23 protein-coding genes are annotated in these 26,258 nt (G+C 73.6%); 8 read left to right on the top strand and 15 right to left on the bottom strand.

Annotated elements, in window-relative coordinates; all coding sequences use genetic code 11:
• Positions 1-163: 163 nt before the first annotated feature.
• Positions 164-799: a TetR/AcrR family transcriptional regulator gene (locus AEQ27_RS01865; protein WP_082383148.1), complete on the bottom strand. Its 636-nt coding sequence runs from the start codon at positions 797-799 to the stop codon at positions 164-166.
• A gap of 268 nt (positions 800-1,067) precedes the next feature.
• Here AEQ27_RS01865 and AEQ27_RS01860 point away from each other — a divergent pair, with 268 nt between their 5' ends.
• A complete protein-coding gene (locus tag AEQ27_RS01860) occupies positions 1,068-1,358 on the top strand; it encodes a hypothetical protein (protein WP_054145137.1) in 291 nt (96 codons plus the stop codon).
• A 102-nt stretch (positions 1,359-1,460) separates the two neighbouring features.
• Here the strand turns inward: AEQ27_RS01860 and AEQ27_RS01855 are convergent, their stop codons facing one another.
• Positions 1,461-2,504 carry an NAD(P)-dependent alcohol dehydrogenase gene (locus AEQ27_RS01855; protein WP_054145136.1) on the bottom strand — a complete coding sequence of 348 codons (1,044 nt, stop codon included), beginning with the start codon at positions 2,502-2,504 and terminating at the stop codon, positions 1,461-1,463.
• Between the two features lie 134 nt (positions 2,505-2,638).
• Here AEQ27_RS01855 and AEQ27_RS01850 point away from each other — a divergent pair, with 134 nt between their 5' ends.
• Together AEQ27_RS01850 and AEQ27_RS01845 are read left to right on the top strand one after the other, a co-directional pair.
• A complete protein-coding gene (locus AEQ27_RS01850) occupies positions 2,639-3,337 on the top strand; it encodes a hypothetical protein (RefSeq protein ID WP_054145135.1) in 699 nt (232 codons plus the stop codon).
• 119 nt (positions 3,338-3,456) lie between these two features.
• On the top strand, positions 3,457-4,587 hold the full coding sequence (locus AEQ27_RS01845; RefSeq protein WP_082383147.1) for an adenosine deaminase: 1,131 nt from the start codon (positions 3,457-3,459) through the stop codon (positions 4,585-4,587).
• A gap of 69 nt (positions 4,588-4,656) precedes the next feature.
• Here AEQ27_RS01845 and AEQ27_RS01840 read toward each other — a convergent pair whose 3' ends face one another.
• Complete coding sequence (locus tag AEQ27_RS01840; RefSeq protein ID WP_161805442.1) at positions 4,657-5,565, bottom strand: M23 family metallopeptidase; 909 nt, start codon at positions 5,563-5,565, stop codon at positions 4,657-4,659.
• Positions 5,566-6,184: 619 nt separating this feature from the next.
• Here AEQ27_RS01840 and AEQ27_RS01835 point away from each other — a divergent pair.
• The gene (locus AEQ27_RS01835; RefSeq protein ID WP_043596920.1) at positions 6,185-6,571 is read left to right on the top strand and encodes a PLD nuclease N-terminal domain-containing protein; all 387 of its coding nucleotides are present in this window, start codon (positions 6,185-6,187) and stop codon (positions 6,569-6,571) included.
• A gap of 218 nt (positions 6,572-6,789) precedes the next feature.
• Here the strand turns inward: AEQ27_RS01835 and AEQ27_RS01830 are convergent, their stop codons facing one another.
• From AEQ27_RS01830 to AEQ27_RS01815, 4 genes are all read right to left on the bottom strand, one after another.
• Complete coding sequence (locus tag AEQ27_RS01830) at positions 6,790-8,481, bottom strand: glycoside hydrolase family 13 protein (protein WP_054145133.1); 1,692 nt, start codon at positions 8,479-8,481, stop codon at positions 6,790-6,792.
• Positions 8,482-8,559: 78 nt separating this feature from the next.
• Positions 8,560-9,486, bottom strand: a complete 927-nt coding sequence (locus AEQ27_RS01825; protein ID WP_054145132.1) for a carbohydrate ABC transporter permease — start codon at positions 9,484-9,486, stop codon at positions 8,560-8,562.
• Positions 9,486-10,424: a carbohydrate ABC transporter permease gene (locus tag AEQ27_RS01820; protein WP_054145139.1), complete on the bottom strand. Its 939-nt coding sequence runs from the start codon at positions 10,422-10,424 to the stop codon at positions 9,486-9,488. Before AEQ27_RS01820 ends, AEQ27_RS01825 begins: the two co-directional genes overlap by 1 nt.
• 107 nt (positions 10,425-10,531) lie before the next feature.
• Complete coding sequence (locus AEQ27_RS01815; RefSeq protein ID WP_200908307.1) at positions 10,532-11,818, bottom strand: ABC transporter substrate-binding protein; 1,287 nt, start codon at positions 11,816-11,818, stop codon at positions 10,532-10,534.
• 161 nt (positions 11,819-11,979) lie between these two features.
• Between AEQ27_RS01815 and AEQ27_RS01810 the strand changes: the two genes are divergently transcribed.
• A complete protein-coding gene (locus AEQ27_RS01810) occupies positions 11,980-13,293 on the top strand; it encodes an ROK family protein (RefSeq protein ID WP_054145131.1) in 1,314 nt (437 codons plus the stop codon).
• 631 nt (positions 13,294-13,924) lie between these two features.
• On the opposite strand, the gene AEQ27_RS01805 is transcribed toward AEQ27_RS01810, so the two are convergent.
• Both AEQ27_RS01805 and AEQ27_RS18195 read right to left on the bottom strand, forming a co-directional pair.
• Positions 13,925-15,625: a glycosyltransferase gene (locus tag AEQ27_RS01805; RefSeq protein WP_082383150.1), complete on the bottom strand. Its 1,701-nt coding sequence runs from the start codon at positions 15,623-15,625 to the stop codon at positions 13,925-13,927.
• Positions 15,622-16,773: a glycosyltransferase gene (locus AEQ27_RS18195; protein ID WP_369813576.1), complete on the bottom strand. Its 1,152-nt coding sequence runs from the start codon at positions 16,771-16,773 to the stop codon at positions 15,622-15,624. Before AEQ27_RS18195 ends, AEQ27_RS01805 begins: the two co-directional genes overlap by 4 nt.
• A 1,317-nt stretch (positions 16,774-18,090) precedes the next feature.
• Here AEQ27_RS18195 and AEQ27_RS01795 point away from each other — a divergent pair.
• A complete protein-coding gene (locus AEQ27_RS01795) occupies positions 18,091-19,602 on the top strand; it encodes a polysaccharide pyruvyl transferase family protein (RefSeq protein ID WP_054145130.1) in 1,512 nt (503 codons plus the stop codon).
• Here AEQ27_RS01795 and AEQ27_RS01790 read toward each other — a convergent pair.
• The 4 genes from AEQ27_RS01790 to AEQ27_RS01775 form a co-directional block, all read right to left on the bottom strand.
• Positions 19,544-20,503 (bottom strand): AraC family transcriptional regulator, encoded by a 960-nt coding sequence (locus tag AEQ27_RS01790; RefSeq protein ID WP_054145129.1) that lies wholly within the window; start codon positions 20,501-20,503, stop codon positions 19,544-19,546. The genes AEQ27_RS01795 and AEQ27_RS01790 overlap by 59 nt on opposite strands.
• Before the next feature lie 97 nt (positions 20,504-20,600).
• Entirely contained in the window at positions 20,601-21,041 is a 441-nt protein-coding gene (locus AEQ27_RS01785; protein WP_161805440.1) for a hypothetical protein, read from the bottom strand.
• A gap of 207 nt (positions 21,042-21,248) precedes the next feature.
• Complete coding sequence (locus AEQ27_RS01780) at positions 21,249-21,803, bottom strand: TetR/AcrR family transcriptional regulator (protein ID WP_054145127.1); 555 nt, start codon at positions 21,801-21,803, stop codon at positions 21,249-21,251.
• A gap of 2 nt (positions 21,804-21,805) precedes the next feature.
• Entirely contained in the window at positions 21,806-22,390 is a 585-nt protein-coding gene (locus tag AEQ27_RS01775; protein WP_054145126.1) for a sugar O-acetyltransferase, read from the bottom strand.
• A 46-nt stretch (positions 22,391-22,436) separates the two neighbouring features.
• Between AEQ27_RS01775 and AEQ27_RS01770 the strand changes: the two genes are divergently transcribed.
• Together AEQ27_RS01770 and AEQ27_RS01765 are read left to right on the top strand one after the other, a co-directional pair.
• A complete protein-coding gene (locus AEQ27_RS01770; RefSeq protein WP_054145125.1) occupies positions 22,437-23,654 on the top strand; it encodes an MFS transporter in 1,218 nt (405 codons plus the stop codon).
• A gap of 16 nt (positions 23,655-23,670) precedes the next feature.
• Positions 23,671-25,065, top strand: a complete 1,395-nt coding sequence (locus AEQ27_RS01765; RefSeq protein WP_054145124.1) for an MFS transporter — start codon at positions 23,671-23,673, stop codon at positions 25,063-25,065.
• Positions 25,066-25,214: 149 nt separating this feature from the next.
• Here AEQ27_RS01765 and AEQ27_RS01760 read toward each other — a convergent pair whose 3' ends face one another.
• A complete protein-coding gene (locus AEQ27_RS01760; protein WP_054145123.1) occupies positions 25,215-25,526 on the bottom strand; it encodes an AzlD domain-containing protein in 312 nt (103 codons plus the stop codon).
• Positions 25,523-26,227, bottom strand: a complete 705-nt coding sequence (locus AEQ27_RS01755) for an AzlC family ABC transporter permease (protein WP_082383149.1) — start codon at positions 26,225-26,227, stop codon at positions 25,523-25,525. Before AEQ27_RS01755 ends, AEQ27_RS01760 begins: the two co-directional genes overlap by 4 nt.
• Positions 26,228-26,258: the final 31 nt, after the last annotated feature.

The following is a 26,258-nucleotide window of genomic DNA, read 5'->3' as shown; positions in this document are numbered from 1 at the left end:
CCGGCAGCCAGCAGCACGAAGAAGAACACGAAGAACTGCTTCAGCAGGGGAACGTGACGTCGCGACGAGGCCGACAGGACCTTTCCGAGGAGACCCCTGTCTCCCCAGACGCTGGGACGCGTGTCTCGCGCATCCTCGGGCCGGTCGTGTTCAACGCTCACTTCTACAGGCTAGGCCGGATGGGGCCCTCGGAGGGGGATCGGACCGCCCCAGAACGCGGGGCTGACACCCGCCTCGTCGGCGAGGCGTCGATGAGGACCTCCGCTGCCCGACGAGCGTGGACGGCCGCTTCACTCGTGCCGCTGATCGCCGCCGTCGTCTGGGCACCCTCGGCCAGGATCGCCAACTGCGCCGCCAACTCGGGTTCGTACCCGGCGTCGCGCACGAGCTCGCCGACGTAGCCCTGGAACGACGCCTTGTGCTCACGCGCCGCGTCGGCCACCGCGGGTGAGACGACTCCCAGCTCACCGAACGCGTTGATGAACCCGCACCCGCGGAACGAGTCCGAGTCGAACCACTCGGTGAGGTAGTCGTACATCGCGAGCAACCGGTCCCGAGGCGCCTCGACCCGACCGACGGCACCCTCGACGCCCTCGGTCCACATCCCGTGCCGGTGCGCCAGCACCGCGAGCACGAGGTCCTCCTTCGAGGCGAAGAGCCCGTAGAGCCGCTTCAGGGACACCCCCGCGGCGACCTTCACCGCGTCCATCCCGACGGCCTGGATGCCGCGGGCGTAGAACAGCTCGTCGGCCGCCACGACGACCGCCTGGCGCTCCGGGCGCGAGTTCTCAGGATCCACACGGCCAGCATAGTTGACGAGAGAACGACCGTTCCGCTAACTTGGGACACGTCCAGAGAACCAGCGTTCTCAGCATGTAGGTGCAGCACGGCGATCGGGTTCGTGCGGACGGGGTGGCACGGCCGAAGGCCTGTCTTCGACGCCCGGCACACCTCCGGAAGCGACTGATTCGGGTCAGTGGGTTCCACCGGGCCCGGCGAGCGAGAGCACGCCGGGCCCCCTTCTGCCATGCCGGCCCCTGCGCCGGCCAGAGACGAACAGGACCCTCATGCTCCAGTCCACGACCGCCACCCGTCCCTCGCGCCCGTCGTTGCGCCTCCCGACGACCCCGACGGACGGCCCGCTCGTCGTCTCGCTCGACGAGGCACGGTTCCCCGTGTCCCTCACGTTCCTGGCCGAGAACGCCTGGTCCATCCACGAGGCCATCGGGTCCGAGCACGTCGCCCACGGCCGTCTGCACTACTCCCGAGGCCGGTTCGCGATCATGACCGCCGCCGGCGAACAGACCTACGGCCCGTCCTGGCAGGCCGCGCTCACCTCACACCTCCACACGAGATAGCCCCGCCGCGACGGGGCGGCGACGTCGTCGTCGTCGAGGGCGGGAGACCGCAGGAGGCGCGGTGCCGGGAGTCCGGCACCGCGCCTCCTGGGGGTGGTTCGGCTACGGGACGATGACGGCCCGGCCGCGGACGGTGCCGGCGGCGAGCGCCTCGTAGGCCTTCGGGCCGTCGTCGAGCGAGTAGCGCTGCGTGGCGACCTCGATCTGACCGGCACGGGCGAGGTCGAGGACCTCGATCAGCTCGCTGCGGCTGCCCCAGTAGGGGATGCGCACGGCGACGTCGTAACCGACCGTGCCGAAGCCGAGCTCGACGGTGCCGCCGCCGATGCCGACGATGGTCACGTCGGCGTCCGCCGCGGCGACCGCGACGGCCGTGGCCATGGTCGGCTTCGCCCCGACGAAGTCGAAGACGGCCTGGACGCCGAGGCCTCCGGTGATCTCGCGGATCGCGTCGGCGGCGTGCTCGTCGCTGATCACCGTGTGGTGCGCGCCGACGTGCTTCGCCAGCTCGAGCTTCTCGTCGGTGACGTCGAGCGCGATGATCTGCGCACCCGAGAGCGCCCGCAGGATCTGGATGCCGACGTGCCCGAGGCCTCCGGTGCCGATGACGACGGCGTAGGTGCCGGCACCGAGCTTCGGCAGCGAGGTCTTGATCGCGTGGTACGGCGTGAGGCCGGCGTCGGTGAGCGACACGTTCTCGACCGGGTCGAGGTCGCCGAGCGGCACGAGGTGGCGGGGGTCGTCGACGATCATGTACTCGGCCATCGAGCCGGGAGCGCCGAGCCCGGGGGGCTTGATGCCCTCGGCGGCCGCGTTGACACAGTAGTTCTCCTTGCCCTGGGCGCACTGGTGGCAGCGGCCACAGCCCCACGGACCGTAGACGGCGACGGCGTCACCGACCTGCAGGTGCTCGACACCCTCGCCGAGTTCGGCGACGACGCCCGCCCCCTCGTGCCCGAGCGTGAGCGGCAGCGGGTAGCCCTGCGCCGTGTAGTCCTCTTCACTGAGGCTCATGACGTACTCGTCGGAGTGGCAGACGCCCGCCGCCGTGACCTTGAGCAACACCTGCCCGGGGCCGGGCGACGGCTTCTCGATCTCGACGACTTCGGGGTGCTGACCGACCTGGGTGTACTGGAGTGCCTTCATGAGCCGCAGGCTACGCCCGGGGGCTGGGCGGTGGGCGACAGGTGTCGCCTTGGCTCCGGGGCCCGCGCGCGCGGCGGCGGTGGGCGGTGCGGGGCTGGGTGGCGGTGACGGCGGTCGGCCCTACGATCGACGGCATGGCACACCTGCACCGGGCCGGCATGAGCCCCTCCAAGATCGACCTGCTCGACGCCTGGGTGCCGACCCAGCCGTGGTTCGAGGGGCCGCCCCGGTCCGACGGGGCCGACGACGAGGGTCTGCGCAGCGTGGCGGCCTTCCGCTTCGACGACCCGGCGGGCGAGGGCGGCATCGAGACCATCATCGTCGCGACGCCCGACGGCGTGCAGCTGCAGGCGCCCCGCCCCTACCGCGACGCTCCCCTGGCCGGCGCGGACGCCCACCTCGTCGGGACGACCGAGCACTCCGTGCTCGGCACGCGCTGGGTCTACGACGGCACGGCCGACCCGGTGTGGGCCGTCGCCCTCGCGACGGCCGTGCTGACCGGCGGCTTGCAGGCCGAGGCCTGGTTCGAGGTCGACGGCGAGCGGCAGGTCCGCGAGCCGAACCCGACCGCCGTCGGCGGCGGCGGCCCGGGCCCCCCCGTGCCCGCGGGCGACCGCCTCACCGTCGACCAGGTCGAGGGCCGCACGGTCGTCACCGGCGCGGCGGTCCGCATCGTCGTCGCCCGCGTGCTCGGCCGACACGACGCCGGCGCCCTCGCCTCCACCGGCGGCCACACCGGCGGCCACACCGGCGACCACGGCGTCGAGGTGCTCACCGGCACGTGGACCGGGCACGACCAGCCCGAGACGCTCGCGGTCGTGCTCACGGCATAGCGACCTGCAAGAGGCGCGGGGCGCGGTCGTCTCGTCCCCAGGCGCTCGCCGGGTGACGGGACGGTGAACGATCGTGCACGGAGCTTCGTCGGGAGGCACGCTGCCGCTACGGTGGCCCGATGACGGCGATCGACACCTCCCCGACGACCGCGGCCTCCGCGCCCGGCACGCCCCCCCGGGGCACGACCCCGACGAGCAGCGACCTCTCGGGCTCGCCCCTCTCGGGTCCGGCCCTCTCGGCCACGGTGCTCGCGACGCCGCCCACGGCCGAGCTGCACCTGCACGTCGAGGGAACGCTCGAACCCGAGCTCGTCTTCGCCCTCGCCGACCGCAACGACGTCGACCTGCCCTTCGCCTCGGTCGACGAGCTGCGGGCCGCGTACTCGTTCGGCTCGCTGCAGGAGTTCCTCGACCTGTACTACGCGTGCACGGCCGTGCTGCAGACCGCCCAGGACTTCCGCGACCTCGCCTGGGCCTACCTCGAACGCGCCAACGCCCAGGGGCTGCGTCACGTCGAGATGTTCTTCGACCCCCAGGCGCACACCTCCCGCGACGTCGACGTCGACGAGGTGATCGACGGGCTCACGCAGGCGCTCGGCGAGGCCCGCGAGCGGTTCGGCATCACGGGCGGGCTCATCCTCTGCTTCCTGCGACACCTGCCGGCGGGCGACGCGGCCGCGACGCTCGAGTCCGTCGCGCACCGCGCCTCCGACCTGATCGGGGTGGGGCTCGACTCGTCCGAGGTGGGGTTCCCGCCGGCCGCGTTCGCCCGCGTCTTCGACCGCGCCCGCGCGCTCGGGCTGCACGTCGTCGCCCACGCCGGCGAAGAGGGTCCGCCGTCGTACGTGACGGACGCCCTCGACCTGCTGCACGTCGAACGCGTCGACCACGGTGTGCGCAGCCTCGAGGACGACGCCCTCGTCGCCCGACTGGTCGCCGACCGGGTGCCGCTCACGGTCTGCCCCTTGTCGAGCCTGCGGCTCGCGGTCGTGTCCGACCTGGCCGAGCCCCCGTTGCCGCGCATGCTCGAGGCCGGGCTGCTCGTCACGGTGAACAGCGACGATCCCGCCTACTTCGGCGGGTACGTGGGCGACAACTACCAGGCGCTGCGCGACGTGCTCGGGCTGGACGACGACGCGCTGGCCCTGCTGGCGGCGAACTCGGTCGAGGCGTCGTTCGCCGACGCGGCCCGCGAGGCCGAGCGGGCCGCCGAGGTGCGGGCCTGGCGCGAGGCGCGTCGCACCGCCTGAGGCCCGGGCGGCCGGTGCTGCTGCACGCGGAGGCCGGCCAGTTCGTGGCGGCGGGTCCGGCGCTGAGGACTAGAGGGTGCGGCCGGCGTTCGCGTCGAGCCAGGCCTTGGGGTCGACCTGGGTCGAGCCGCCCAGCAGCACCTCGAAGTGGAGGTGCTCGCCGGTCGCGACTCCGCTGCGGCCGACCTTGCCGACCAGCTCGCCGACCTGGACCGTCTGACCGGCGACGAGCGGGCTCGACCCGATCTGCATGTGCGCGTACAGGGTGCTGACCCGCTGGCCGTCGATCACGTGGTCGATCACGGCGTACTGGCCGAACTGGCCGTGCATGCCCGAGGTCCGCACCACACCCGACGCCGCGGCACCGATCGGGGTCCCACCGCCGGGCGTCATGTCGAGGCCCATGTGCATGCTCGAGCACGCCGCGCACGGTGCCGAGCGCGGTCCGAAGCCCGAGCTGAGGACGACCGTACCCGGGAACGGCCAGCGGATGTCGCCGGTGCCCGAGTTGACGATGGTGCCGGCCCCCGAGGAGGCGCGGTTCGAGTTCGTCGACCCCGCGAGGTTCTTCGAGGTGACGACGGGCTCGGGCTCGGGTGGCGGAGGCGGCGGCGGTGCGTCGGTGACCCCGAAGGCGTCGCGGTCGGACACGGTCAGGACGACGAGCGACGCCGCGAGGGTCTGGGTCGGCATCGGGGCGGCACCGGCGGTCGGGATGTTCGACCCGCCCAGGTCGCTGGCCGAGGCCGGGGTGAGGTTCGAGGTGAAGAAGAGCATGACGGCGCAGACGCCGAGCACGGGCAAGGTCGCCGCGCGGACGCGCGACGAGACGGCACGCAGGCGTGACCGGCCGGACGTGCCCCGCGGGCTCTGGCTCGGGCGGCCGCCGTCGCTGGTCCGACGCACGAGAGCCGGCACCGAGGGCCGCGAGCGACGCGCGACGCGCGTCGCGGGGGCGGCCGTCGCGGGCTCGGCCACCACACCCTCGGGTGCCGTTGCACCTACTTCCGAACCATGAACCCGGTTGCTCGTGGGTGCATCGTTCGAAACCGGGTTCATCGTCGAGTCAGCCGTCGCGCGGTCGGCCGCCACACCCTCAGACGCCGTTGCACCCACTTCCGAACCATGAACCCGGTTGCTCGTGGGTGCATCGTTCGAAACCGGGTTCATCGCGGGGTCGGCGGCGGCGGCAGCGGCGCGCTCGAGCGCGCGGGCCTCGCGGCGGGGCCGGGGGCGCTCGGGGCGCGGGGGCTGATCAGCGGCCGGCGCCGCGGGCTCCGGGGGGGTCGAGGGGGCGGTCATGAGCGCTTCCTGGGACGGACGGCGCATCGACTCACGGTTCTCCTCGTTCGGGCGGACCGATCCACCTTACGATCCGAGGAGCCCTCAGGCCAGGGGTGACGGCGAATTTTCAGGAGCTGTACCCTTCGTGGCCGGCCGGCACCGCGCCTCCTGACCGGGGTCGCTCGCCGTGATGCCGGTGACGCCACCGGCCGTCCGACGGGCGCGTCACGCCCAGGATGCGCGACGAGCGGGCCCCGGTCACCCCACCTCGCGGGGCTTCCGTCCGACGGCAGGCACCCCCTACCCTCGGGCCGTGACCTTCGTCCTGGCTGCCCTGCCCCTGCTGCTCATCGTGGGGGCGCTCGTCGACATCGTCACGCGCCCCGAAGGCGACGTGCGCCACCTGCCCAAGGGCCTCTGGATCATGATCGTGCTGTTCCTGCCGCTTATCGGCAGCATCGTCTGGTTCGCCGCCGGCCGCGAGTACGGCCGACGCGTCGAGCAGATCGGCCCGCGCGACCAGAGCCGGTACCACGAGGCCGCGGCCCGCACGCTCGACCACCGCGTCCGTAGCACCGAGCAGCAGCTCGCCGACCTCGACCGCGAGGCCGAGCACTACGAACGGCTGGCCCGCCTGGCGAAGCTCGAGGCCGAGGTCGAGCAGCGCCGGTCGACGGCCGGCGACGACGTCCCCGCCTGACCGACACCGCGCCTCCCGACCGACGACGGCGCCGCACGCAGAAGCGGGCGGGTCCGCGGCGGGCGGGCGCCCGAAAACGCCCGCCGACCACGAACCCGCCCGCTCAGCACCCGGGAGGCGCGGGTCACCGCCCCGAGACGGCCGACCTCAGCCGCGCCACCAGACCGGCATCAGCCACCCCGGGAACGGCCGGCGTCGGCCGCACAGCCGGACCGACCTCAGCCCCGCACCCAGGCCGCCGTCTCGCCCGGCAGCCGCCCGGCGTCGGTCAGCGGCCCGCTCGCCACCAGCACCTCGCCCGAACCCGACCCGAGCGCGGCCAGGTCGACCGGCTCGGTGCCGAACACACACACGACGTGCCATCCGCCGGGCCGCACGAAGTGCAGCACGTCGTCGCGACCCTCGACGGGCAGCCACTCGAGCTCCTCGTCGGTCTGCAGGTCCCGCCGCGCGGCGAGGGCCGCACGGTAGAGCGCGAGCGTCGACGTCACGTCGGCCTCCTCGGCCTCGACCGAGTACTCGCCGAACCAGCTCGGCTGCGGCAGGTGGGCGTCGCCCGGGCCGAAGCCGAACGACGAGCCCGACCGGGTCCAGGGCAGCGGCACCCGGCAGCCGTCGCGGCCGATGTCGACGCCGGGGTTGCGGAAGAACGAGGGGTCCTGGCGCTCGTCCGCGGGGATGTCGGCGACCTCGGGCAGCCCGAGCTCCTCACCCTGGTAGACGTAGGCCGACCCGGGCAGCCCGAGCATGAACAGCGACGCCGCACGGGCCCGACGCAGGCCGGTCTCGACGTCGACCTCGGGCGAGGTGCCACCTGAGAGCAGCCACTCGGCGCCCTGCTTGACGTCGCGACCGTCGAGGGCGGGCAGGCCGTAGCGGGTCGCGTGCCGGACGACGTCGTGGTTCGAGAACACCCACGTCGTCGACGACCCCGAGGCCTCGGCGGCGTCGAGGTTGTAGGTGATGATGTCGTGGAACTGCGTGGCGTCGAAGTTGGCCTCGAGCAGGTCGAAGTTGAACGCCTGGCCCAGCCCCTCGGCGCTGGCGTAGCGGGCACGACGCGACGGCTCGACCCAGGCCTCGGCCACGGCGATGCGCGGCGGGTCGTACTCGTCGAATACCTCGCGCCACGTGGCGTAGATCTCGTGCACCTCGTCGCGGTCCCACAGCGGGTGGTCGCCGTCGGCCTTCGGCAGCGCCTCGAGCTCGGCCGTGGACGGCAGCACCTCGGGCAGGCGCTTGGCCAGCCCGTGCGCCACGTCGACGCGGAAGCCGTCGACGCCGCGGTCCGACCAGAAGCGCAGCGTGGTCAGGAAGTCCTCGCGCACCTCCGGGTTGTCCCAGTCCCAGTCGGGCTGCTCGCTCGCGAACGAGTGCAGGTACCACTGGCCGTCGGCGACACGGGTCCAGGCCGGGCCGCCGAAGATCGACGTCCAGTCCGAGGGCGGCAGCTCGCCGGTCTCGCCGAGGCCGTCGCGGAAGATGTAGCGCGCCCGGGCGGGCGATCCCGCGGGGGCGGCCAGCGCCTCCCGGAACCAGACGTGCCGGTCGGACGAGTGGTTCGGCACGAGATCGGCGATCACACGGATGCCTGCCGTGTGCAGCGCGTCGATCATCTCGTCGAACTGCGCGAGGGTGCCGATCTTGGGGTCGACGTCGCGGTAGTCGTCGACGTCGTAGCCGCCGTCGGCGAGGGCCGACGGATAGAACGGGCTGAGCCAGACCGCGTCGACGCCCAACTGCTGCAGGTAGGGCACCGCCGCCGTGATGCCGGGCAGGTCGCCGATGCCGTCGCCGTTCGAGTCGGCGAAGCTGCGGGGGTAGATCTGGTAGACCGCCGCCTGGCGCCACCAGGTCGGGTCGTCGGTCAGCAGCTCGGTCGAGGGTGCGGTGCGGAGCGTATCGGTCATCGTGGAGCGGGGTCCTCTCGGTGGTGGTGGGTTGCCTGGGGGGGGTCAGGAGGCGCGGGTCGCGCCCCCGACGGACGTCTACTTGATCGCACCCTGCGTCACGCCCGCCATCACCCAACGCTGGGTGAAGAGGTAGACGACGATCGCGGGAGCCATCGCCATGAGGTACGAGGCGAAGGCGACGTTGTAGTTGTTGCTGAACTGCGTCTGGAAGATCTGTTGCAACACGGGCAGGGTCTGCAGTGACGGGTCGGCGGTGATCAACGACGGCATCGCGAAGTCGTTCCACGAGGCCAGGAAGGCGAAGATGCCGACCGTGGCGCTCATCGGGGCGAGCAGCGGGAAGACCAGGCGCCAGAACACCTGCCACGTGGTGGCGCCGTCGAGCCGCGCGCTCTCTTCGAGCTCTTCGGGCAACGACCGCAGGAACGCCGTGAACAGCAGGATCGAGAACGACAGCTGGAACATGACGTGCAGCAGGGCGACGCCGGCGGGGTTGTCGAGGCCGACGATGCCGGTCAGCTTGATCTGCGACAACGCGACCACCGGGAACGGCAGGAACATCGCGGCGAGCAGATAGAAGAACGAGAAGCGGAACAGCTTGCGGTCCCAGTTGCGCGAGATCGCGTACGACGCCATCGACGCGAGCACCACCGTGCCGACGACGGTCGCCGCCGTGACGAGGGTCGAGATGCCGAACGCCCGCGGGAAGTCGGTCAGCTGCCAGGCGGTCGCGAAGTTCGAGAAGTCGATCGGTGCCGGCAGGCTGAACGCGTTGCCGTCGACGGCCTGCGCCGTCGTCTTGAGCGACATCGTGATCGTGACGTAGATCGGGATCAGCACGGTGATCGTCCCGAGCACGAGCAGCGCGGTGACGAGACGGTTCGGGCGTTCCCGACCGACGCGACCGCGTCGACGACGGGTGACGGCGTCGGCGTCGCGACCCGCGCCTCCTGGGGTGGGGGCCGGCGACGCGGCCGGGGTGACGAGTGCGGTGTTCGCCATCAGACGGCCGCCTTTCCGCGGGTGATCCGGAGTTGGACGAGCGCGATCGCGACGGCGATCACGAAGAAGATGGTCGCGTTGGCCATCTGATAGGCGTAGTCGCCACCGGTGAAGCCCGTGAAGATCGTCATCGCGATGCTGCGCGTCGACGTGCCGGGGCCGCCGTTCGTCAGGCCGACGATGATGTCGTACGAGTTCAGGAAGTTCTTGAAGCCGATGATCGTGTTGATCAGGACGTAACCCGCGACGAGCGGCAGCGTGATCGACCGCAGCTGCTTCCAGCCCGACGCGCCGTCGAGGCTGCTCGCCTCGTACACCTCGCCGGGGATGGCGAGCAGGCCCGCGATGTAGATCAGCAACGTGCTCGGGATCGCCTGCCACGCGGTCACGACGACGATGCCGATCCAGGCGGTGTCGGCGTTCGCGAGGATGCTGTCCTGCAGCCCCGGGATGCCGAGCGAGGCGCCGAGGGCGGGCAACGAGTTCGAGAAGAGGAACTGGAAGACGAACGCGATGATGATGCCCGAGATGACCATCGGGATCACGAACACGGCCCGCAGCGCGGTCTTGGCCTTGATCTGCGAGGTCAGGCCGATCGCCAGCAGCAGCGCGACGACGTTGACGGCGATCACCGTGACCAGCGCGAAGCCCATCGTGAAGCCGTACGAGCCGAGGATCGCCGGGTCGGTCGCCATCGCGAGGTAGTTCGTGACGCCGACCATGTCGAACTCGCCGAAGCCGATCGAGTTCGTGAAGCTGTAGAACACGCCCATCACGGCCGGCAGGGTGATCGCCAGCGAGAACAGGACGAGCGTCGGCACGAGGAAGACGTAGAAGACCGGGTCGACGCGCCTGCCGCGACGCCGGGGGTTGTCGACCGTGCTGCCGGTCAGCGAGGTGCGGGCACCTCGCGCGGCCGTGGGGGTGGTGGTGGCCATCGGGTCTCCTTCGACTCGGGCGGTGGTCGGGGTGGCGGAGCCCGCGGTGCGGCCCGTGGTGAGGCCTGTGGTGCGGCCCGTGGTGAGGCCCGCGCCGTCGAGCGCGCTCATGCGCGGAGCGCCAGACGGCGCCAGTCGGCGTCCATGGTGCGCAGGGTGCCCTCGACGCTGGCGCCCGTGACGATGCCCTGCACGTAGTTCTCGGCGGGGATCGTCAGCGGGATCGCCTTGGAGGCCCCCTGGTAGAACCGCGCGTCGTCGTAGTAGCTCTGCATGCCGACGATGCGCTCGTCGGTCACGGCGGGGGCCGACCTCGTGGTGCCGAACGCCAGGAAGTCGCGGTTGTAGGCGTCCTGGATCTCGGGCTGCATGAGGTAGGTCAGGAACTCGCGGGCGGCGTCCTGCTTGCGCGACTGCTCGGGCACCCACAGGGCCAGGTCGAGGTTGACCCGCACCTTGCGGTCGGCGGGGTCGTCGGTCATCGGCAGGGGGAACGTGCCGACCTTCGCCTCGGGGTTCGCCTTCGTGATCTCACCGAGTGCCCACGGCCCCTGCATGAGCATCGCCGCCTCACCCTGGGCCATGGCGAGGTTGCCGTCGCCGTAGCCGCGGCTGTTGCGGTTGGCGTTCGACAGGCGGCCGAGCTGCACCATGCGCTCGACGGGCTCGCGGAAGTCCTTCTCGAACGAGACCGAGCCGCCCTGGCCGACGCTCGTGCCCTCGGCGTTCATCTTCTCGTAGAAGGCCGCGACGTCGAGCGAGCCGCCGGTCGTGTAGTCGAACAGGCCCTGCGCGACGGTCCACGGTTCGCGGAAGGTGCTGTAGATCGGCGTGACGCCGGCCGCCGTGAAGGTGTCACACGCGGCGAGGAACTCGTCCCACGTGGTCGGCACCTCGACGCCCAGGTCGGCGAAGATCTGCTGGTTGTATATCACCGACGCCGCGGTGATCGAGTACGGCAGCACGCTCGTGCGACCGGGGTAGGTCGCGTACTGGTCGACGAGGCTCTGCACCTCGGGGCGGATGGTCGCCGCCTCGGGCAGGTCGCCCAGGTCGCTCAGCGCCCCGCGCTCCATGAAGCGGGCCATCTCGAGGTTGTACGTGAAGGCCGCGACGTCGGGCGGGTTGCCCCGGACGAAGCCGGCCGAGATGCCCGAGGTCGAGTCGTGGATCACCCGGACCGCCGACTGGGACTCGTTGAACCGCGAGACCAGGTCGGAGAAGTACGGGATCGCCTCGGGCTTGGTCGCGTAGAAGGTTATCTCGGTGCGCCCGCGGCCCGAGCCGGACGGAGCGCAGCCTGCGAGGAGGAGCGCCGCCCCGGCGGCACCGATCCCGCCGAGGAGGGTGCGTCGGCTGAGGCCGGCACCGGAGGGCAGTGGGGGTGTGGGCACGTCGTCGTCTCCCGGGTCGCGACCCCGACGACAGCGTCGGGACCGAGTTGATCTGGTGTGTAGATTTAGACCCTAGATCAATTCGGGGCGTGGCACCATGGGTCGTCGTCGAAAAGATCCGCCGTGTCGCGAGACACCGGCCACAGCACGAGGAGGCGCGGGTGGCGCTGAGCACCGGGGTGTCGTCGCCGAGCCTGCTGCGCCGCATGAACGCGGCCGAGGTGCTGCGGCACGCGTGGTCCGTCGACGCCGTCACGGCGAGCGACCTGATCGCCCTCACCGGACTGACCCGGTCGACCGTGCTCGGGGTCTGCGACGACCTCATCGCCCACGGCTGGATGGTCTCGCTCGCCGACGCCCGCTCGACCGGCGAGTACCGCAAGGGCCGCCCCGCGCGGCGCTACGCCCTGGCCCGTTCCGCCGGACACGTCGTCGGGGTCGACGCCGGCCAACACCAGCTCACCGCCGTCGTGACCGACCTGCGGGGCGACGTGCTCGCGCGGGCCGTCCGCCGCATCGACCCCTGCGGCTCGGCCGACGACCGCCGACGCATCGTGTCGGCCCTGGTCGACGACGCCCTCGCCTCGGCCTCGCTCGCCGACGACGACGTGCTCGCCGTGACCGTCGGCGTCCCGGCCCCCACCGACGCCGAGGGCCGGTCACCGGTCGAGGCCGGCGCCGACTTCTGGGAGCTGATGAACCCGGACTACGTCGGCCTGTTCGCGCCGCGCGGCTGGGCCGTCGTCGTCGAGAACGACGCGAACCTCGCGGCGGTCGCCGAGGCCGCGGCGCGCGAGGTCGGCGGCGGGCGGCACGCCGGTGCCGCGGGCGCGGCTGGCGACGCGGGCGCGGCTGGCGACGCGGGCGCCGGCGACGGCGGGGCCGGGCCCTCGTTCGTGACCCTGCGGGCCGGCGCGCGCGTCGGCGCCGGGTTCGTGCGCGACGGAGCCCTCGTGCGGGGCAACCGCGGTGCCGCGGGCGAGATGCGCCTCCTCGACCTGGTCGACGGCGTCGGTTCGGCGGACGGCATCGGCGCCGTGCTGCGGGACTGGGCCCGGGCCGCCCGGGCACTCGGCACGGTGCCCGAGTCGTCTCCGGTGTGGGCGGGGCCGCGCGACCGGCCCGGCGCCGCGGCCGGGCTCGCCGCCGCCGGCGCGGGCGACCCGGCCGCACGGCGCCTGGTGGGGCGCGTGGCCGAACGGTTCGGACGCGGCTGCGCCGTTCTCGGCGGCATGCTCGACGTCGACCGCATCGTCGGCGCCGGGGCCGTGGCACCCTCGATCGGCCTGCTGCTCGAGCGGACGACGCCGTGGCTCAGCCGGTTCACGCCCCGGGCCGCGCCCGAGGCCGTCGCCTCGACGCTGGGCGACGCGGTGGTGACCACGGGCGCCGTCGAGCGTGCCCTGGCGCATGCGCGCGGCCCCGCACTCGAGCTGCCGCTGCCGGGTGCGGCGGACGCGACCCGCGCCTCCTGAGGCCTGCTCGGCTCGGGCTCGGACGGCGATGAACCCGGTTTCGAACGATGCACCCGGAAGCAATCAGGTTCATGGTTCGAAACCGGGTGCGTCGAACCCCGTTCCGTGCGATGAACCACGAACGTTCGTGGTTCATGGCACGGAACGGGGTTCATCTCGACGTGCGGCCCGGCGGCCCGGCGGGGCGGGGGCCGGGGCGCCCCCAGGCCCGCGGGGTGGGCCCCGGCGTGCCCCCCCGGCGTCCGCAACCCAGTCGCATCGCGGCGTTCGAGGTCGTGCGCGACTGGTACGCCGAGGCCCTGCCCGAGGCCGAGATCCGCACGATCGACTCGCCCGACCCGGTGTTCAACCTCGCCCAGTGCCGCAACCTCGGCGTGGCCGGCCTGGCCGACGACGAGGTGGCCGTGATCGGCGACGCCGACACCCTGCCGCAACGGGAGCCCCTGCTCGCGGCGATCGAGGCGGCGCGCACGAGCGGCCGGGTGCACCTCCCCTACACCGAGTACCACTGGCTGGGACGCGACGGCACCGCGCAGGCGGCCGCGGGCACCCCCCTCGAGCGGTGCGACTTCGAGCTCGTGCGCGGGGCCTGCTCGGGGGTCTACGTGACCCGCGCCTCCTCGTGGCGCAGTCACGGCGGGCAGGACGAACGCTTCCGCGGTTGGGGCTTCGAGGACGCCGCCTGGTACCTCGCCCACACCACCCTGCTCGGCGAGGCCCCACGCCGACACGAGGGCATGGTCTTCGCCCTGCACCACCAGGCCGAGGTGCGCGAGGGGCCGCAGTACGACGCCAACGCCGCGCTGATGCAGCGGTACCGCGACGCGTCGGTCGGCGCCGAAGCCATGCGCGCGGTCGTCTTCGGCGGGGAGGGCCGGGGCGGGCAGCCGCGTCCGGTGAGTGCCGCGTGGGCTCGTGCCCGTCCGGGCGTCTCGTGCAGGGAGGCCGACAGACCGGCCAGGCGCCCGGCCGCACCGGGGTCGCGCGTCGGCAGGTCGAGCACGTGCCGCAGCGCCTCCGCCAGTTCGTCGACGGTCGCCGTGTTCGGGGCGAGCGCGACGCCCACCCCGGTGCGCGCGCGGGCCGCGGCCCCCGCGAACTGGGCGGTCGAGAACGGCAGGACGACGACGGGCACGCCCGCGGTCATCGCCTCGGTCACGCTGTTGTTGCCGCCGTGCGTCACGGCCGCGGTCGCCGCGTCGAGCAGGGTCACCTGCGGCAGGAACTCCCGCACCAGCCAGTCGGCCGGCACCTCGCCGAGGTCGGCCCGGTCACCCGAGCCGAGCGCGATCGCGGCCCGCACCCCGACGCGCCGCAGGGCCTCGGCCACGCGCCCGAGCACGTCCGACCGCACCGACAGGAAGCTGCCGAAGCTGACGTAGACGAACGGGGTGGCGGGGGCGGGTGCGGCGCCTTCGGCCAGCCAGGCGGCGACCTCGGCGTCCACCGGCTCGGCGCGGGCGGCCGAGCCGAGCCAGACGTGCGGCGGCCGCAGGGGCTCACGCTCCGGGTCGGCGAGTTCTCCGGGGTAGTTGTAGAGCAGCAGGTCGCCGTGCTCGCCGAACGCGCTCGTCGACGGCGGCAGGTGCGGAGCGAGCTCGGCCAGCGCGGCGTTCCACTCGGCCGTGAACGAGGCGTCGACCCGCTCGCAGAGCTCGCGCAGCCCCGCGACGCCCTCGGGCGCGGACCCGGCCCCGGACCCGGACCCGGGTCGCACCACCGATGTGCTGTCGAACCACGCATGTGGATGGTTCGACACCACATCGGTGGTGCGTCCTGCATCGCCGACGGGCCGTGCAGCACCCACGCCGAACGCCGCGGGCCACTCGGGCGGGCACCCGTAGACCTCGTCGCCCACGGGCAGCGCGGTCGGGTGACCCAGCACGACGTCGGCGAAGGGCACGCCGCCGGCCACGAGCGCGAGCCGGGCGCTGAACGCGAGGTGGTCCACGACGATCTGGTCGGGCTGCACGGCAGCGACGACGTCGAGCACGGCCCGGGCCGTCGCGACCGGCTGCCACATGAGGTCGGTGAGGCGTTCGCGCGCCTGGTACGAGAGCGTCTCGACCATGCCGAGCCGGGTGGCGTCGAAGAAGCCGCGCAGGGACGCGTCCTCTTCGGCCACCTGCTCCTCGGCGCGGATCACCCCGGGGTTCGAGCCGCGCCCGAGTTGCAGGTGCACGCGCTCGAAGCCGAACGACTCGACGATGGCGGCGGTGGCCGGGCCGGTCGCGACGACGACGCGCTCGCCCCGGTCGCGCCACTCGGTGGCCAGGGTCGCGAGCGGCAGCAGGTGCGACGCGTAGTCCGGGCTGATGACGAGCAGGGTCATCGCGCGCTCACGCTCCACTCGCGCTGTTCGAGTTCGTCGTGGTGCACCGTGTCGTAGACACCCGACAGCGACCGCGCCATGGCCTGGATCGTGAAGGACCGCTCGACGGTGTCGCGCGACCGGGCCGCGCGCGCCTCCGTCGTCTCGACCGAGGCCGCGGTGAGCGCCTCGCCCATCGCCTGGCGCAGGGCGTCGACGTCCCAGGTGCGGGTGAGCCAGCCGGTGTCGCCCTGGCGGACGTAGGTCGAGGGTCCGCCGCCCTGCGGCGCGACGACGAGCAGACCCGAACCCATCGCCTCGAGCAGGGCGATGCCGAACTCCTCTTTCAGGCTGCCGCAGACGTAGACGCCGCGCGGCGCCGCGAGCCCGGGCAGGCCGAAGCGGGCCGCGGCGACCCAGCGGGCGACCGTGTCGTTCGGCCGGTGGCCGGGCAGCAGCAGTCCGGAGGCGCGGTGCCGGTCCGCGGGGACGATCGCGTCGATCAGGTCGAGCTGTTCGCGCTCGTCGGCGCTCGGGTGCTCGAGATCGCCGCCGATCAGCAGCAGGTTCGCCCGGTCGCGCAGCGACGCGGTGTCGCCGTCCACGCCGGACCCGGCCCACGCCTCGACGATCGTCGCCATGCCCTTGACCCGGTGCAGGCGTCCGACGCTGACCAGCAGCGGCAGGCCGCGGCGCTCGGGCGGCAGCGTCTCGAGCAGTGCGCGCAGCTCGGCGAGCGGCGGGGTCGCGGGCAGGCCCGCGGCGTGCTCGGCGGCCTCGGCGACCGAGCGGTCGACCACGTCCAGGTCGATGCCCTCGGGCACGATCGTGTGGCGCTCGGGGTGCGAGGTGACGTCGATGCCGACCAGCTCGCGCATGTCGCGTTCGAGCTCGGGCCGGGGGAACAGCACGGTGTGCGACGCGTTCGAGGCGAGCTGCTGGACGAGCCGCGTGCGGAACCAGAAGTGCTCGACCTCGTCGACGTCGCCGAACGTCTCGCGGGTCAGCGCACCCGACAGGTCGAGCGACTGGATGACGGCGTGCGGGTCGGGGGCGACCGTGAACACGACGGGGATGTCGAGCTCGCGGGCGACGTCGGCCGCCGCGAGGCTGCCCACGTCGGCCATCCGCAGGTGCAGCAGGTCGACGCCGCCCGCGGCGCGCAGCACCCGCCGGATGCCGCGCCGGGCCGCGACCCGCAGCGGCCACGCGGTCGCCGACGAGACGGGGTCGCTGAGCAGCGGCCCGCGCCCGTAGACGCGTCCGGAGGCGCGGGTCGCCAGGGCGCGGACGCTCGCGACCGCCGCGCCGCCGCCCCGCGCGCGAGGGTGACCACCCGGGCGCCCGGGGGTCGTCGAGGACGTGCGCCGCGCCTCCTGCAGGGAGCACGCCGCCCGCGGCGAGTGCGTCGCCGAGTCGCACGAGGAGCGTCGCGATGCCTCCGTTGTCGCCGCTGCCGGCGTGGGTGAGGCCGGCGTCGATGTCGGCGTGCAGGAAGAGCTGCGCGATCGTGAGGCCGTCGCGCCCGGCCGGGTGGGCGGCGTCGGGTCCGTCGTCGAGTCCGCGGTCGCGCGCCCGGTCGCCGTCGGGCACCTCGTCGGGGGCCGAGAGGTCGATCGCCGAGAGGCGCGCGACGTCGCCGAGGTAGCCGTCGTGGCGGGCGAGCTCGTGCACGACGGCGGCGGCGGCGTGGTGGCCGCGAGGCGGGCCGAGGGCCGGGCCGGCGGGGAGGCGGACGTGCTCGTCCTCGCCCCGGTCGCGGGCGATCGTCAGCAGCGGGCGCGAGGCGATGCGGGCCCGCACGAGACCCAGCGTCTCGACCAGGCGGTACCGGGCGTCGGGCTCGTGCACGCCGATCAGGGCGCCCTCGAGGGCGCCCCCGACCACGGCGGGGGCGGCCGACGACCTCTGCGCGAGCGTGCGCTGGGCGACCATGCCGGTGAAGCCCCCGGCGACGACGAGCCCGATCAGCCGGCCGACCGTGTCGTAGCGGGGCAGCCGCTGACTGAGCGCCGAGGCGGCGTGCTCGCGCAGGAAGGTGCGGTCGCTCGACAGCAGGTCGCTCAGCACGACGTCGGCCTGCTCGTCGAAGACCTGCGCGAGGGCGTTCGTCGCCGCGATGGCGGCGAGCTGGTCGGGGCTGCCGGGGGCGCCGCGCAGCACGCGGATCGTCCGGGCCCCGCCGGTGCGCGCGGCGTCGAGCGCGAGGTCGTCGGCGAGGCGCATCGAGTCGACCAGACGGTCGGCCTCGTGGATCGCGTCGAGCGAGGTCTGGATGCCCATGGCGGTGCCTCTCGGGTGTGGCGGGGTGGCGGTGTCGGTGGGATGCAGCGGGGGCCGGCCCGGGGGGCCCGGGGGCTGGAGGGGCCTATCGCCGCCGGGTGGCCACCCGGTGGCGGGACGGTGTGCTCGGCGACGCAGGGGTCCGGTACCGTCGTGGGCGGCATCGATCCCGCTGCCGAGTCCCGCAGCGAGAGGTCCCACCCGTGCGAATCGTCACCATCGGAGACGTCGGCGTGCTCGACGGCATGGTCCACATCGGCGACGAGGCCATGTTCCACGAGGCGACCGTGCAGCTCCGCGCCCGCGGTGCCACGATCACCGGGGTCTCGTCGAACCCGGCCGAGACCGCCGAACGGTACGGCGTCGACGCCGTCCCCGCGATCGGCTTCCACCCCGCGACCACCGGCGGACGGCTCGGCCAGCGCGAGCGTCGCGCCCGCGTGCTGTCGGCGATCGACGGAGGCGCGGGCCACCTCCCGCAGGACGACCCGGCCTGGCAGGTCATCGAGGCCGTCCGCGAGGCCGACGGCGTGCTCGTCGCCGGCGGCGGCAACATGGCCTCGCTCTGGCCGATGCACGTCTACGAGCGGAACACGCTCGGGCTCGTCGCCCGACGCTTCGGCAAGCCGCTCGTCGTCAGCGGTCAGACCATCGGGCCGGTGCTCGAGGGCGAGGACCGCGAGCTCGTCACCGAGCTGCTCGACGCCGCCGCGCTCGTCGGGCTGCGCGAGGGCGCGTCGCCCGTGCTGGTGCGGGCGCGCCGCGCCCACCCCGCCACGACCGTGGGCACGGTGGACGACGCGAGCTTCCTCGGGTTCGACGCCGCGCCTCCTGCCGGGGGTGCCGCCGCCGCCTCGGGAGCGGCGGGTGCCCCGGCCGTGGCCGGCGCCCTGGGTGCGGCGGACGCACCGGCGCCGTCCCTCGCCGTGAGCCTGTCCGCCCACGTGGGCGACGCCGACCGCGCGGCGTTCGCCACCGCCGTCGCCCGACTGCTCGACCGGGTGGCGGGCGAGGCGGGGCTCGAGGTCGTCTTCCTCGCGCACTGGGCGGCGCCCGCCCCGACCGAGGGCGCGGCGGCGCGCCGCTGCGCCGGGCCGTGCCGCCCCGCCGCCCGGGCCCGCGCGGGCCGACCCCACGCCCGACCCCCCCGCCGCAGCCCGCTTCGCCCGAGGTGCGGCCCTGCGCCTGACCAGCCGCTACCACCCGGCCGTGTTCGCCGTCGCGGGCGGTGTGCCGACGGTCGGGCTCGCGGTCGACGACTACACGACGATCAAGCTGACCGGGGCGCTCGGCAACTTCGGACAGACGAGCGTCGTCTCGGCCGCGCAGCTGCTCGCGGGCGAGGCCGACGCGGTCGCGCGGGCGGCGTGGGCCGGGCGGGACGCGGTGCGCTCGGCGGGGGCCGATCGCCTGGGCGGGACCCGCGCGGCGGCGTCCGCCTGGTGGGACCGGGTCGCCGGAGCGCTGCGCAGCTGGGGCGCCCCGCCTGGGGTGGTGACCCGCGCCTCCTAGGGACTGCGCCGCCTCTCGCGCACGCCGCCGGGTTGTGGTCACAGCACCAGGACGTGGTCACCGCGCCAGGCTTTCTCGCGGTGCCGTGTCCACCTCCTGGCGTGGTGGCTGGCGGACTGGTGGGCGCGGCCCGCCCGCGCGGGGTCAGCCCTGCAGGGTCGCGCTGGGGTACTCGCCGAAACGCTGGACGTACGACGCCGTGAAGCGGCTCAGGTGCGTGAAGCCCCAGCGCTGCGCGACGGCGCCGACGGTGGCCTCTCCCGGAGAGAGCTCCTTCAGCTCGGCCTGCACGTGGTCGAGCCGGATGGTGCGGAGGTACTCGGTGGGCGTCACGCCGAGCTGGCGGCTGAACGCCTGCTGCAGTCCGCGCGGCGTGAGGTGCACGGTCTCGGCGAGCTGGGTCATGTTGACCGGCAGGTGCGAGTGCGTGTGCAGGTACTCGACGGCCTCGCGGAGGCGGGCGTTGCGCGGCACGAGCAGGGCCGGCGGCAGGTCGATCGACCGGTGCGAGAACGTGTCGAGCAGCGCGATCGCCGACTCGCGCTTCAGCTCGGAGCGCAGCAGCTCGGTCGACTCGCCGCCGAGGATGGTCTTGGCGGCGTTGGTGATCGTGGCCTGCCACCGACGCAGGTTCGCCAGGTCGGGCACGGCGGTGTGGTCGAACTGCAGCGGCCCGGCGAGCGCACCCTCGTGCTCGGCGGCCATGCGCTCGAGGTAGGCGGCGTCGAAGTGCACGAGGTTCTGGCGGTACTCGCGGACCTCGAACTCGAAGGCCTTGCCCGTCGGGAACATCAGCGGGCGGCCGATCTCGAACGCGGCCTCTTCGGCCCCGACGTCGACCCGGCCCTCGCCCGCGGTGATCCAGGCGACGACGTACTCGCGCTCGGGCTGGATGGCCCCCCGGATGTCGCCGAGGAACATCGCCGACCGCAACGTCATGTCCTCGTCGCCGGCCGTCGTGTACCGGTACGCGAACGACTCCTGTCGGGTGTCGGTGCGGAACCCGGCGCCGTTGTAGGTGTCCTCGAACAGCGCGCGCGCTTGATCCATGTCGCGGCCGCCCATCTCGGAACGCACCGGGGGCAGGGTCTGTTCGGGTTCCATCAGAGTGATCCTGCCATGCCGAGGATGCTGAAAGAGGCCCTTGACGGGGGAATCGTCACCGTGCTGCTGTTCGGACGCGGGCGAAAGGGCTCTGCGGTCACGCGCCGGTCGGGCTGGACGCCGGACCGAAGGCCTTCGTGAAGGCCGCCGCGAGCACGGCCTTGAAGCCCGAGGGCAGTCGCGTGCGGTGCAGCACGTCGGCCTCGACGACGAGAGCGAAGAACGTCTCGCCCTCGACCAGCCACCAGGCCCGCACCGTGTCGGTCGAGAACACGGCCTCGCCGTCGGGCTCGTCGGGGCTCTCGACGATGACACGGTCTTCGTAGAGGGCCACCGCACCGTGCTCGCCGTTCATCGACGCCGAGCACTCGAAGACCAGGTCGGGATCGAGCGGGGGCGCGAAGTCACCGAAGAACAGGTCGGCGGCCGGCGTGCGGGCCGTGTCGCCGATCTGGCCGAAGTCGCTGGCGACGTTGAAGTCGCCGAACGCCGTGTCGGGGGCCGTCGAGGTGTCCGGACCGGGTACGCGGCGCGACATGTCGCTCTCTGCGTCCACTGGTTTCTCGACTCTCGTCCTGATCCGGTGCGTAGCTTCTCACCGCCGTGCAGCTTCTGCACCTGTTCCATTAGAGCGCCTAGCAATGGCAGCCGCACCTCGACGGGACCTCAGTTCGGTTTGTGGCCATGACGATCGCCCGGGCAGGAGGCGCCGACGGCGACGGGCAGGAGGCGCGGGTCGCGACGGTCAGGACACGCGCGTGATGCGCTCCACGGCCTCGCGGGTCAGGGCACGACTCGGCGGAGACGGGTCGAGGGCACGGTGGATCGAGAGCCCCTCGATCAGGGCGTCGACCTGCCGCGCGGTGTCGGGGTCGAAGTGTCGCTCCAGCTCGACCCGGCTCCGGCGCATCCACTCGCGGGTGATCTCACGGAAGCGCGGCTCGCGGGCGGCCAGCGTGTAGAGCTCGTAGCTGAGCACCTGGTCGCGGACCGCGGCCGGGCCGGTCAGGTCGTCGTGGACCAAGGCGACCACCGCCTCCTTGGCCTCGTCGCGGGTGGTCGCGGCCCCGAGCCGCCCCTCGAAGCGCACGATGATCGTCTCGGCGAAGCGCGAGAACGCCTCGTGCAGCAGCTCGTCCATGCCGTCGAAGTGGTACGTCATCGACCCGAGGGGCACGTCGGCACGCGCGGCGATCTTGCGATGCGAGGCGCCGGCGACGCCGACCTCGGCCACGACGTCGAGCGTCACGTCGATCAGGCGGTCACGACGGTCGGGCTCGGTGCGGCGGACGGTCCCCACGACTAGATGCTCCTCACCACGCGGGCCGGGTTGCCGACCGCGACGACGTTCGCGGGGACGTCCTTCGTCACCACCGCCCCGGCGCCGATCACGCTGTTGTCGCCGATCGTCACCCCGGGCAGCACGATCGCACCGCCGCCGAGCCAGACGTTGTCGCCGAGCGTGATCGGCTTCGCGGCCTCGAGCTTGTCGCGACGAGGCTGCGGCTCGACCGGGTGCGTCGGCGTCAGCAACTGCACGTTCGGGCCGATCTGGCAGTCGGCCCCGCTCGTGATCGGGGCCACGTCGAGCGCGGTCAGGCCGTAGTTGACGAAGGTGCCGGCGCCGATCGTGATGAAGGTGCCGTAGTCGACGTACACCGGAGGCCGCACGTGCGCCGTCTCGTGCAGGCTGCCGAACAGCTCGCGGGCGACGGCCTGCGCGGCTTCGACGTCGTCGGCGAAGGCCGCGGCGAACCGGGCCTGCAGCGTGACGGCGCGCTGCTGCTGCTGCGCGATCTCGGGATCGTCCGAGATGTAGAGGTCGCCCGCGAGCATGCGCTCGTGGTTCGTCCGCGGATCGCCGGCGAAATGGTCGATGGTCGTCATGACCGCCACCCTAGACGACGAGCGTACGAACGTACACACTGGACGCATGACGAACCGACCGCCGTTCAGCCCCGAGCTCGCCCGACGCCGGGCGGCGGTGTTCGTGTTCATGGCGGTCGTCGGCGTCTCGCTCGCCTCGTGGGTCGTGCGGACCCCGGCCATCCGCGACCTGCTGCAGGCGAGCACGGGCGAGATGGGCCTCGTCATCTTCGGCCTGTCGATCGGGTCGATGGGCGGCATCCTGTCCTCCGCGCCGATCGTGCGGCGGCACGGAGCCCACCGTGCCGTGGCGATCGGCGGCAGCTCGCTGGTCGCCGGCGTGGCCCTCGTCGGCCTGGCCGCGTCGCTCTCGATCACTCCCGGCGTCTTCGTCGGCCTCGCCCTGGTCGGTGCGGGAGTCGGCCTGGCCGAGATCGCCGTCAACATCGCGGGCGCCGCGATCGAGACCGCCTCGGGCCGGTCGGTGCTGCCCGTGCTCCACGGCTGCTTCAGCCTCGGCACGGTCGCGGGGGCCGGCCTCGGCATCCTGCTGCCGGCGACGCACGTGCCCGTCCAGTGGCCCCTGCTCGGAGTCGCGCTCGCGGGCGGCGCCGCGCTGGTCTGGGCGGTGCCGATCGTGCCGCGGACGACCGGACGCTCCGACGAGCGGGCCGAGCGCGCCTCCGGGGTGCGGGCCCGGGTCGCCGGGTCGCTGGCGGTCTGGCGCGACCGCCGGCTCGTGCTGATCGGACTGATCGTGCTGGCACTCGCACTGGCCGAAGGGTCGGCCAACGACTGGCTGCCGTTGCTCTTCGTCGACGGCCACGGGGTCTCGGCGACCACCGGGACGGTCGTCTTCACGGCGTTCGCGGCGGCGATGACGGTCGGACGCTTCCTCGGCGACCCGCTGCTCGCCCGCTTCGGCCACGCGACCGTGCTGCGCGCCAGCGCCCTCGTCTCGGCGGTCGGCATCGCCCTCGTCGTCTTCGCGGACTCGGTCGTCGTCGCGGGCGTCGCCGTGGTGCTCTGGGGCCTCGGTGCCGCCCTGGGCTTCCCGGTGACCGTCTCGGCCGCAGCCGACAGCGACGACCCCACCACGGCGGTCGGAGCCGTCGCGACGATGGCCTACGTGGCGTTCCTGGTCGGGCCGCCGCTGCTCGGTTTCGTCGGCGAGCACGTGGGCCTCCGCAGCGCGATGATCGTCGTGCTGGTCGTGGTCGCGGGTGCCTCGCTGATCACCTCGGCAGCGCGTCCCCGTGAGCGGTCCGCCGCCGCCCGGCCTTAGTGTACGTTCGTACACCATGACGTCACCGACGCCCGCTCCCGCCGCACCGGCCCGCACCGTGCCGACGCGCGAGGACCGCCGAGCCCGACTCGGCGTCGCCCTGCTCTTCTTCACCAACGGCGCGCTGTTCGCGAACATCCTGCCGCGCTACCCCGCCATCAAGGACGGCCTCGACCTGTCGAACGCCGACTTCGGCCTGGCCGTCGCGGCGTTCCCGGTCGGCGCGCTCGTCGCGGGGCTCGGCGCCGGGTGGCTGATCCGTCGCTTCCGGTCGTCGCGGGTCGCCGTGATCGGCACGGTGATCACCGGGGTCGCCGTGCTGCTGGCCGGCATCGCCCCGGTCGGCGGGCTGCTGGCGGCGGGCTTCCTGCTCGCCGGCGCCCTGGACGCCGTCGTCGACGTCTCGCAGAACTCGCACGGACTGCGCGTGCAGTACCGCTACCGCCGCTCGATCCTCAACTCGTTCCACGCCGTGTGGAGCATCGGCGCCGTCCTCGGCGGTCTGATGGGCGGTGCGGCGGCGGGGCTCGACATCCCCGTCGTCTGGCACCTCGGGGCCTCGGCGCTGGTCTTCGCCGTCGTGGCGCTGGTGTCGTACCCGCTGCTGTTGGCCGGGCCCGAGCCGGCCGAGGGCTCGCCCGAGACGTCCGACGCGGTGGTCGAGTCCGGCGCCGACGTGGCGGCGGGCGCGGGGCCGGGCGTCGCGCCCGCGGCGGGCGGCCCCGAGGCCCGGGCGCCGGAGGCGCGGGCCGGCCCGCCGGCCGGGGCGGGCTCCGTGGACGACGCGACCCGCGCCTCCTCGGCTCGTGGCGGCCGCCGGGTCTCACCCGGGTTCGTCGCGAAGTGGGGCGTGCTGCTGGCCCTCGTCGTCATCGCGTCGTCGGGCGCCGTGGTCGAGGACGCGGGCAGCACCTGGGCGGCGCTCTACCTGGGGTCGCTCGGGGCCGGCGTGACGGTCGCCGCCCTCGGCTTCGTGTCGCTGCAGGGCGCCCAGTTCGTCGGGCGCCTGCTCGGCGCCGGCATGGTCGACCGCTTCGGCCAGAAGGCCGTCGCCCGGGCCGGAGGCGTGTTCGTCGCGGTGGGCATGGGCGTCGCGCTGGCGTTCCCCTCGGTGGTCGGCACGATCGTCGGCTTCGCGGCGGCGGGGTTCGGCGTCGCGACGTTGATCCCGGCGGCGATGCACGCGGCGGACAACCTGCCCGGTTTCCGGGCCGGCACGGGGCTGACACTGGTCAGCTGGCTGCTGCGGCTGGGGTTCCTGGCGTCGCCGCCCGTCGTCGGGTTCGTCGCGGACTCGGTCGGGCTGCGGTACGGACTGCTGCTCGTGCCCGTGGTCGGGGTGGCCGTGGTGCTGCTCGGCGGGGTGCTCGAGGGGCGCCGGGCCCGGGGGTCGGCACCGCGCGGCAGCTGATCCGGTACGGGCCGGATCGAGGTCGCACCACCGTCGCGTCGTCGAACCGTGCTCCGGGGTGGTTCGACGACGCGGGCGTGGTGCGGCCTCGTGACACACGCCGTTCGCGGGGCGACGTTCGGCCGACGGGTCGGCGGCGACGCGGCCGGTCAGGGCAGGCCGAGCAGGCGCAGGCCCGCGGCGGCGGCGGCCCCGACGATCACCACGACGAGGAACGGCGCCCGCAGCAGCAGGGCCACCGCCGCCGCGACCAGCGCCCCGAGCCGGGCGTCGACCACGAGCTGCTGGCCGGTGGCGACGGCGTTCGCCACGGTCAGCGACGCCAGCAGCCCGATCGTGAGCGTGCCCGCGACCCGCGCCACGCGAGGGTTCGTCAGCCAGCGGCGGGGAACGAGGTACCCGAGCAGCTTGGTGGCGTAGGCGACCACGCAGGCGACGGCGATCCAGACCCAGGTGCTCACGCCGCGCCTCCTCGGCTCGTGGGGTCGGTGCCCGGGGCCGCGGCCGACGCCGCGTCGGGACGCTCGCGCGCACCCCGCCAACCGAGGGCCGCGGCCACGACGGCCGCCACCAGGATCGGCACCCCCGGAGGCACGAACGGGACCGCGACGACGGTCACCACCGCACACGCGACGGCGACCGCGGCCGCGTCACGGGAACGGAGGCGCGGCCACAGCAACGCGAGGAACGCCGCGACAGCTGCCCCGTCGAGTCCCCAATCGCGCGGGTCGCCCATCGCGTCCCCCGCGAGCGCGCCGACCAGGGTGAAGAGGTTCCAGAGCACGAAGACCCCGACCCCTGCGACCCAGAAGCCGCGGCGCTGCTCGACGGGATCGGTCTGACCGGTGCTCGTGGCGAGCGACTCGTCGATGGTGACGTGCGCGGCGACCAGCCGACGCCAGCCGCGCGGGTGCAGCAGGGCGTTGAGCTGCATGCCGTAGACCGCGTTGCGGATGCCGAGCAGGGCCGCGGCGGACGCGGCTGCCGAACCCGCGCCTCCTCCGGCGACGACGCCGACGAAGGCGAACTGCGAACCGCCGGAGAACAGCAACAGGCTCAGGACGCAGGTCTGCGCGGTGGTCAGACCCGAGGCCACGGCGAGGGCCCCGAACGAGACGCCGTAGAGACCGGTCGCGACGGCGATCGACGCCCCGACGCGGATGCCGGGCGAACGGCGCCACGGGGTCGGGGGC

Source organism: Frigoribacterium sp. RIT-PI-h (assembly GCF_001297205.1).
GTDB lineage: Bacteria > Actinomycetota > Actinomycetes > Actinomycetales > Microbacteriaceae > Frigoribacterium.
This window is presented reverse-complemented; position numbering and strand designations above follow the sequence as displayed.

Bases quoted from the DNA above. Each gene is read 5' to 3' on its own strand.
- AEQ27_RS01775 (WP_054145126.1), bottom strand. From the start codon at position 22,390: ATGACGACCATCGACCATTTCGCCGGCGATCCGCGGACGAACCACGAG.
- AEQ27_RS01790 (WP_054145129.1), bottom strand. From the start codon at position 20,503: ATGGAACCCGAACAGACCCTGCCCCCGGTGCGTTCCGAGATGGGCGGC.
- AEQ27_RS01765 (WP_054145124.1), top strand. From the start codon at position 23,671: ATGACGTCACCGACGCCCGCTCCCGCCGCACCGGCCCGCACCGTGCCG.
- AEQ27_RS01770 (WP_054145125.1), top strand. From the start codon at position 22,437: ATGACGAACCGACCGCCGTTCAGCCCCGAGCTCGCCCGACGCCGGGCG.
- AEQ27_RS01805 (WP_082383150.1), bottom strand. From the start codon at position 15,625: ATGACCCTGCTCGTCATCAGCCCGGACTACGCGTCGCACCTGCTGCCG.
- AEQ27_RS01845 (WP_082383147.1), top strand. From the start codon at position 3,457: ATGACGGCGATCGACACCTCCCCGACGACCGCGGCCTCCGCGCCCGGC.
- AEQ27_RS01850 (WP_054145135.1), top strand. From the start codon at position 2,639: ATGGCACACCTGCACCGGGCCGGCATGAGCCCCTCCAAGATCGACCTG.
- AEQ27_RS01855 (WP_054145136.1), bottom strand. From the start codon at position 2,504: ATGAAGGCACTCCAGTACACCCAGGTCGGTCAGCACCCCGAAGTCGTC.
- AEQ27_RS01820 (WP_054145139.1), bottom strand. From the start codon at position 10,424: ATGGCCACCACCACCCCCACGGCCGCGCGAGGTGCCCGCACCTCGCTG.
- AEQ27_RS01860 (WP_054145137.1), top strand. From the start codon at position 1,068: ATGCTCCAGTCCACGACCGCCACCCGTCCCTCGCGCCCGTCGTTGCGC.
- AEQ27_RS01830 (WP_054145133.1), bottom strand. From the start codon at position 8,481: ATGACCGATACGCTCCGCACCGCACCCTCGACCGAGCTGCTGACCGAC.
- AEQ27_RS01825 (WP_054145132.1), bottom strand. From the start codon at position 9,486: ATGGCGAACACCGCACTCGTCACCCCGGCCGCGTCGCCGGCCCCCACC.
- AEQ27_RS01785 (WP_161805440.1), bottom strand. From the start codon at position 21,041: ATGTCGCGCCGCGTACCCGGTCCGGACACCTCGACGGCCCCCGACACG.